7 protein-coding genes are annotated in these 7,689 nt (G+C 68.9%); 2 read left to right on the top strand and 5 right to left on the bottom strand.

Going from position 1 to position 7,689, the window contains the following annotated elements:
- Positions 1-11: 11 nt before the first annotated feature.
- The 5 genes from ACFE7U_RS05845 to ACFE7U_RS05825 form a co-directional block, all read right to left on the bottom strand.
- Positions 12-500: a TspO/MBR family protein gene (locus tag ACFE7U_RS05845; protein WP_375408791.1), complete on the bottom strand. Its 489-nt coding sequence runs from the start codon at positions 498-500 to the stop codon at positions 12-14.
- A 1-nt stretch (position 501) separates the two neighbouring features.
- Positions 502-1,689, bottom strand: coding sequence for a geranylgeranyl diphosphate reductase (locus ACFE7U_RS05840; RefSeq protein WP_375408790.1), 1,188 nt, complete (start codon positions 1,687-1,689; stop codon positions 502-504).
- Between the two features lie 5 nt (positions 1,690-1,694).
- Positions 1,695-3,059 (bottom strand): BCD family MFS transporter, encoded by a 1,365-nt coding sequence (locus ACFE7U_RS05835; protein ID WP_375408789.1) that lies wholly within the window; start codon positions 3,057-3,059, stop codon positions 1,695-1,697.
- Between the two features lie 186 nt (positions 3,060-3,245).
- Entirely contained in the window at positions 3,246-4,700 is a 1,455-nt protein-coding gene (gene ppsR, locus ACFE7U_RS05830) for a transcriptional regulator PpsR (protein WP_375408788.1), read from the bottom strand.
- Between the two features lie 35 nt (positions 4,701-4,735).
- Positions 4,736-5,614, bottom strand: coding sequence for a B12-binding domain-containing protein (locus tag ACFE7U_RS05825; protein ID WP_375408787.1), 879 nt, complete (start codon positions 5,612-5,614; stop codon positions 4,736-4,738).
- 334 nt (positions 5,615-5,948) lie between these two features.
- Between ACFE7U_RS05825 and bchF the strand changes: the two genes are divergently transcribed.
- A complete protein-coding gene (gene bchF, locus ACFE7U_RS05820) occupies positions 5,949-6,452 on the top strand; it encodes a 2-vinyl bacteriochlorophyllide hydratase (protein ID WP_375408786.1) in 504 nt (167 codons plus the stop codon).
- Positions 6,449-7,689: ferredoxin:protochlorophyllide reductase (ATP-dependent) subunit N (locus ACFE7U_RS05815; RefSeq protein ID WP_375408785.1), on the top strand; the 1,241-nt coding region annotated here is incomplete at its 3' end. The genes bchF and ACFE7U_RS05815, both read left to right, overlap by 4 nt.

Genomic DNA, 7,689 nt, shown 5'->3' with positions numbered 1-7,689 from the left:
CGGCGCCCCGATCACCCGGTCCCGAAGGGCGCGTTGAGGCGCACGATGGTCAGGTTGAGATAGGCCGCCACGCTGACCCAGGCGAGATAAGGCAGCAGCAGCAGCGCCGCGATCGCCGACATCGGCGCCGTGATGACGATCAGGGAAAGCACCGACGCCCAAAGGGCGATCACCTCGACGAAGGCCCAGTCCGGCCGTCGCATCTGGAAGAAGATCGCGCTCCAGGCGATGTTGAGGACCACGTTGACGCCGTAGGCGATCAGGAGCGCCCGGCGGGCCTCCGGCCGCGCATCGGCGCCCCAGGCCATCACGCTGGAGACCACGGCGAGGACGAAGATCGTCGTCCAGACCGGGCCGAAGGCCCAGTCCGGCGGCTTCCAGGAGGGCAGGCGCAGGTTCTGGTACCAGGGGCCGATCGTGGTGAGGAGGCCCCCCGCGAGGGCGCAGACGACGGCGACCGAGGCCGCGACACCGATCGCCGTCCAGTTCCAGTCGCTCACGTTAAGGGGAGACCCAGCGGAACAGGTGCGCGAGGTCCTTGAAGAAGATCCGCACATGGGCGGCGGGCTTGGCCCGCACCAGCTCCTTGTTCATGTAGGAATCCCAGGTGAGCTGCTGGACGTCCTTGTCCTTGCAGATCGAGACGAAGCGCTCGCGCAAGGCGTCGTTCCGGTACCAGACCCATTGCATGATCCCGAGGATCATGAACACGCGCCCGTGCAGCTTCATGAAGCGGCGGCGGGCCTGCGCCAGGGCGCTCGCCTTTCCGGTGAGGAGGAAATCCTGTGCCGCTTCCGCCGCCAGGCGCCCGCCGAGCATGGCGTAATAGATGCCCTCGCCAGATGCGGGCGCGACGATGCCGGCGGCGTCGCCGGTGAGCAGCACGTTACGGCCGTTGTCCCATTTCTTCAGGGGCTTGAGCGGAATCGGGGCGCCCTCCCGCCGAACCGTCTCGCCGGCATCGAGGCCGCTCGACGCGCGCAGGGCGCGGATGGCACTGCGGAGCGAGAAACCCTTGTGGGCGCTGCCGGTGCCGATGCTGATCGTGTCGCCATGGGGGAAGATCCAGGCGTAGAAATCCGGCGAGAGCTTGCCCTGGTAATAGACGTCGCAGCGCGTCCCCTCGACGTCGCCGCTGCCGTCGGCCGGGCGGCGGACGATCTCGTGATAGGCGAAAACCTGCTTCATGGCTGCGTGACCGGGAATTTCGACGCGGCCGACCGCGGAGGTGGCGCCGTCCGCGCCGATCACCAGCCGGGTCCGCACCTGGGTCGGCTCGCCGCCGACCGGGGTGTAGTGCACGGTGGCGAGGCCATCGGGATCGTGGACGATCCGCTCATATCGGCCCGGGCGATGGTCGGCCCCGGCGAGAGCCGCGCGGTTGCGCAGCCAGGGATCGAAATGCTCGCGGTCGACCATGCCGACGAAGCCGTCGCCGATCGGCATGTCGACGCGTTTGTCCTTCGGAGAGATCATCCGCGCCGAGCGGATGCGGGCCACGATGAGGTCGTCGGGAATCGCGAAGTCGCGGATGAGGCGCGGCGGTATCGCGCCGCCGCAGGGTTTGATCTTGCCGGGCTTGTCGAGGAGCAGCACCCGCCGCCCGAGGCGGGCGAGGTCGGTGGCCGCCGTGGCACCGGACGGGCCGCCACCGACCACCACTACATCGAAGGTCTCGATCTCGGACATCGGGTCTACCTCGCGGACAGGGATGGGTCGGACAGGCCGGGCTCGGAACGAAGGGAGGTGCGTCGCGGCGCGATGCGGATGCGGCTCGGCGGCGCGTAGGCGATGCGCAGGGCGAGCGCGGCACCGACTACGAAGAGCGCTGCCTCCGCCGTGAAGACCGCCGCATAGGCATGGACGACCTCCGGCGTGACGAGACGCGCGAGATCGACGGCCACGGTGCCGAGGAAGCCGCCGACGCCGAAGGCGACGCCCTGCGCCGCCCCCCATACACCCATCCGGGTGCCGCGCTCCGCCTCGCCGCCCGCACCCGCGAGCCCCATCATCGATCCGATCGCAGCGACCGCGAAGATGCCGTTGAAGAGCCCGAGGGTGAAGACCGCGGCGCGAAGCGGGAAATCCTGGCCGACCACCCCCCCGGCGGCGATGGACAGGAGCGCCACGGCCGAGCCGAGGCAGCCGAGCACCGTCCAACCCTTCAGCGATCCAAGCACCGGGCCGCCGATTCCCATGGTTGTCCCGGCCACGAGGAGCATTCCGGCGAGGACGCCGCCATGCTGCAACCCGGACAACTTCGTCGTCGTGCCCGGCGTCATCGCGAAGACGAGGCCGGCGAAGGGTTCGAGGATGAGTTCCTGCGCGCTGTAGGCGAGCATCGCCACGAACAGGAAGACGGTGAAGCGTCGCGAGGCCGGCTCGGACCAGACACGGGCCAGCACCTCGAGAAAGGGCTTGCGTTCGGACCTGTCGTCGGGGGAGGGGGCCGCACGCGTCGGTTCGATGCCGCGCACCGCCACGAGAGCCACACAGAACGCGATGAGGGAGACCGTCCCGGAGACGGCGACGAGCCGCAGCCCCGAGAACGGATCGAGGAAATGACCGGCCAGGGGCGCCGTGATGGCGAAGCCCGCGATCATCATGATCCAGACCAGGGTCGCGGCCGCACCCCGCCGGCGGGCGTCGACGCCGGTGGCGAGCAGCACGAGCAGGGACGTCCCGGCCGCGCCGGCCCCCATGCCGACGCCGAGGAAGGCGACGACCGCCAGCGCGAGGCCTGCGGCGGGATGGGTCTCCATCACGGCGGTGGCGAGTGCCGCGAGGAAGCCGCCGAGCGTCAGAGCGGCCATGCCGCCGACGATCCAGGGCGTGCGGCGCCCGCCGACATCCGAGCCGTAGCCCCAGCGCGGACGCAGGATCTGCACGGCGTAATGCAGGGCGACGAGGCCGCCGGGCACCATGGCGGGAAGCGCGAGTTCGACCACCATTACGCGGTTGAGCGTCGAGGTCATCAGGACCACGACCGAGCCGAGCGCCGTCTGGACGAGGCCGAGTCTGGCGATCGCCGCCCAGGAGAACGAGAGGGGTGTGGTCATGGGGTCGTCTCCGCATTCGGAGCGACAGCCAAGGCTCCCGGGACAGCGAGCTCAGTGACCGGATCTGGCAGATCGAGGATGAGGAGGCCGAGGGGCTTTGCCATACCCGACGCTAAATTTTCACACTCCCATGTGTCAAGTAAGATTTACAGTCTTGACGTCTGGCGGTGCATGCCTGTCGCCGACTCAGTCCTCTTCGTCGGGCTCGTCCGCCACGTCGAGGTCGCCGATGCCGTAGCGGCGCAACTTGGCGTAGAGCCCTTGGCGACTGAGGCCCAGCATCTCGGCGGCTGAGGCGCGGTTGTCCCGGGTGATGCGCAGCGCCGCCTCGATGCACAGGCGCTCGATCAGGTCGGTCGATTCGCGCACGAGGTTCTTCATCGAGACGCGACCGACGAGTTCGGTCATCTGCTCGACCGAGCGCGGCAGTTCGCGGCTGGACACGCTGGGCGGAACGGCCCGGCGCGGAGTTCCCCGGATCGTGAAACCGAGGCAGGGATGGCCGCCGCCGGCGACGGACACCGCCGCGATCTCGACGTCCTCGACGGAGCCGTAGGAGCCGCGGATGCTCGTGGCGAAATGGCGAATCGATCCGTGCAGGCCCAACGTCGCGAACAGGGTCGCGGCTTCGGTCTCCTCGCGCCCGAGCCAGCGGTCGAGCAGCTCGCCGCGGACCTGCTCCTCCGTGGCGAGCTGGACGAGGTCGAGGAAGGCGGCATTCGCCGCGAGGATGCGGCGGCCCGGATCGGTGACGACGAAACCCTCCGGAAGGTTGTGGATCACGTCGAGCGTGGTGATGCCGGCGCGGCCCTGCGCCCGGTCGCCGGACGCGACCCCGTCCGTCGACAGGCGGAGCAACGCGCTCGTAGCGTTCTCCTGACGGAACAGGGAGGCGGCGAGACGGGTCTCGCCGCGGCCGTTTCCGAGCCGGACGACGAGGTCATCCGCCTGTCCCGTGATGCGAAGGCCCGAGAACAGGCTTTCGAGGTCGCGAGCGCTGGCGGCGTCGAAGAGGTCGATCACGTCCTGACCGACCACTCGCTTCTCGGGCTTGGCAAGGAGTCGCGCCGCGGCCGGATTGACCTCGGTGACCCGCCGCGTCCCCGCATCGACGACGAGAACCGGTTCTCCGGCGAGTTGGAACAGGAGCCGGTAGCGGGTCTCGGCCCCGCGCAGGCGCAAGTAGTCGCGCTCCAGCGCCTGCTGCGTCTCGGCGAGCTTGCGCTGCAGCGACGCCATCGCCCGCAGGTTCCGCCCGATCACGATCACCGGCCCGCCGGCTTCGAGCCTCATGGCGGAATAGCGAATCGGCAGGTCGACCCCGGTGGCGGAAGGATGGTTCACCTGGCGCCAGCGCGTCACGCCGCCGGGCGCCGCGTCCTTGAGCAGGGCCGCGATCTTGGGACGGCTCTCCACCGTGACGGTGTCGACCCAGCGCTGCCCGAGCCACGCCTCGCAACCCTCGCCGGCCAGATCCGCGCTGCCGAAGGCCGCGTCGCGGATGACGCCATCGTCGTCGATGACGAGCGACAGGTCCGTCGCGGCCGCGATAAGAAGCCCGGCCGCCTGAACATCGAGGGGGCCGAGGGTTTCATGGAGGGCCGCGAAGGAGGTTGCGGCAGGAAGCGCCAGACTGGTCAAAGATCACCAAGGTGTGATGCCGTCAGACGGGTCTTTCAGCAGGCTCGGGCATGCAGATCAAGCAAACGCTCGGCAATGGCAATGGCCTGGCTCGCATCGCGGGCCGTCGCATCGGCTCCGACGCGGGCGACGTAATCGGGATGCTCGATGAAGATCGAGCCGCCGACCATGACGCGGATATCGGGATTGCGGGAGGCGCGCCGAAGCTCCGCCACCGTTTCCGTCAGGGTCGGCAACAGAGTCTCGGACCCCAGCGAGAGCCCGACCACGTCGAACCACTCGGTGCGTGCCTGCCATAGGGAGTCGGGATCGTGCTGCGGTGTTGCGCAGGTCACGTCCCATCCGGCATTCCGGAAGAGGCGCTCCAGCACCGTGAGGCCGAAGCAATGGGTCTCGCCGGGGCATGGAAGCAGAAGGATGCTGCGATCCCGCCCGCCGCCCGCGGGGTCCCCGAAGCGCACCATCACGTCGCGGGTGATGCGCTGCAGCCGGCCCATGGCGATGGTTATCTCGGTGAAATCGAACAGGTCCTCTTCCCAGAGGACGCCGAGATGCTTGGCCGTCGGCGCGAGCAGATCGAGGAGCAGGCTCTCCAGGCTCAGCCCGTCCGCCATCAGTTCGGCGATGCGGGAGCCGCTGTCATCGCCGTCCGGAGACAGCACGAGCGCGGCGAAGGCCGCGATCTCGTCGGGCGTCGGCGTCAGGCTGCGCGTCGGCTCCGGCGCGGCGTCGGTCCGCAGGGCGAGCATCATGCGGGGAATGATCTCGGCCTCCACGATGCCGGCCAGGTCGCCGTGCCACCGGGTGAAGCGCTCGACGTCGACGAGACGAGAGAAGGCCTCGTCCTCGCACGATCCCGTCGCGTTACGGGGCGCACGCTCATCGAAGGAACAAGGGTCTCGATGCTGGCTCAAGTCGTCCATTGGTCCCTCCCAATGTTGATGACGGCTTCGTTGCGTCCTCGATCTTGAGCGTCGAGCGTAGCGTCTTGTGACGCTTGTTCCTTCTGATGGGCCGACATGCCGGGCCATAGACGCCCGGCGGATCCTGCGTCGTTCAGGGAACCTCTGCCGACGACGATACCTCTCTGCCAAGTTTTGGCAACGCAAGAGTTGTAACGCGTCCAAATCCCGAATGTCTAGATGGATTGACGTAAAGCCAGCTTGACACTCTCTCGGTGCCTTCCTAACCTCCCTCTCGACGGAAGCCTCCAGCAGGCGACCCAAGGAAGAGACGGGGGCGGAATCGATGGGTCCAGTCAGGGACCAGACGACACGGCCTCTCTATTCCGCGGAGGAGCGTGCCAAGCGCGACGCCACATCCTGGACCCTTGTCCAGGGCCTCCTGGCTCCGCTCCAGTTCCTCGTGTTCCTGGTCAGCCTGGCCTTGGTCCTGCGTACCCTGGCGACGGGGGAGGGCGAGGCCACGGCCAGCGCCTCGGTCGTCCTCAAGACCGTGCTCCTCTACGCCATCATGGTGACGGGCTCGATCTGGGAGAAGGTCGTCTTCGGGCGCTACCTGTTCGCCCCGGCCTTCTACTGGGAGGACATGGTCAGCATGCTGGTGCTGGCCCTCCACACCGCCTATCTCGCCGCGCTGCTGACGGGCCGGCTCGACACCGCCGGACTCATGTGGCTGGCGCTCGCCGCCTACGCCGCCTACGCGGTCAACGCGACGCAATTCCTCTTGAAGCTCCGCGCCGCCCGGCTCCAGGCGCAGCCCGCTCTCTCCTACGCGGAGGCAGCGCGATGAACGCCCACGCCCCACTTCCCAGTGCCCCGCTCCCCCGCCTCGACGGCGCCTGCACGGACGCGGCACCGGCCGTTTCGATCCGCCAGGAGCGCGGCCAGCGCGCGGTCTTCTGCGGTCTCACCGGCATCGTCTGGCTGCACCGCAAGATCCAGGACGCGTTCTTCCTGGTGGTCGGTTCGCGCACCTGCGCCCACCTCATCCAATCTGCGGCGGGAGTAATGATCTTCGCCGAGCCGCGATTCGCGACGGCGATCATGGACGAGCGCGATCTCGCCGGCATCGCCGACATGAACGACGAGCTCGACCGGGTGGTCGCCCGGCTGATCGAACGCCGCCCCGACATCCGGCTCCTGTTCCTCGTCGGATCCTGCCCGTCCGAGGTGATCAAGCTCGATCTCGGCCGGGCCGCGCAGCGCCTGTCGCGCAGCTTCGCGCCGGACGTGCGGGTGTTGAGCTATTCCGGCAGCGGCATCGAGACGACCTTCACGCAAGGCGAGGATGCCTGCCTCGCCGCCCTCGTTCCCGAGATGCCGCGTTCGGCGACGGATGCGGAGCCGGCGCTCCTCGTGGTCGGGGCGCTGGCCGACGTGGTCGAGGACCAGTTCGCACGGATCTTCGCCGATCTCGGGATCGCGCCTGTGCGGTTCCTGCCCGCGCGCCGGGCCGGCGAGATGCCGCCGCTCGGGGGCAATACCCGCTACCTCCTCGCGCAGCCCTTCCTCGCCGACACGGCGCGTGCCCTCGAAGAAGGTGGCGCGAGCCGGATCGCCGCGCCGTTCCCGCTCGGATCGGAGGGGACCACGGCCTGGCTGTGGGCTGCGGCGGAATCCTTCGGCGTGTCGCGCGAGCACTTTGAGACCGTGACGGCGCCGGGCCGGGGGCGCGCCGCCAAGTCCCTCGCCCCCTATCGCGAGCGCCTCGCGAGGAAGCGGGTGTTCTTCTTCCCCGATTCGCAGCTCGAGATCCCGCTCGCGCGCTTCCTGTCCCGCGAGATGGATGCCGAACTCGTCGAGGTCGGCGTGCCCTACCTCCACCGCGGGCACCTCGCCGACGAGATCGCGCTGTTGCCGGCGGGTACCGAGATCGTCGAGGGCCAGAGCCTCGACGACCAGATGGACCGCTGCCGGGCGGCCCGGCCAGACCTCACGGTCTGCGGCCTCGGTCTCGCCAACCCGCTGGAGGCGGAGGGGCTCACGACCAAGTGGTCGATCGAACTGCTGTTCACGCCGATCCAGGG

The organism is uncultured Methylobacterium sp., assembly GCF_964251405.1.
GTDB lineage: Bacteria > Pseudomonadota > Alphaproteobacteria > Rhizobiales > Beijerinckiaceae > Methylobacterium.
This window is presented reverse-complemented; position numbering and strand designations above follow the sequence as displayed.

Bases quoted from the DNA above. Each gene is read 5' to 3' on its own strand.
- ACFE7U_RS05840 (WP_375408790.1), bottom strand. From the start codon at position 1,689: ATGTCCGAGATCGAGACCTTCGATGTAGTGGTGGTCGGTGGCGGCCCG.
- ACFE7U_RS05835 (WP_375408789.1), bottom strand. From the start codon at position 3,059: ATGACCACACCCCTCTCGTTCTCCTGGGCGGCGATCGCCAGACTCGGC.
- bchF (WP_375408786.1), top strand. From the start codon at position 5,949: ATGGGTCCAGTCAGGGACCAGACGACACGGCCTCTCTATTCCGCGGAG.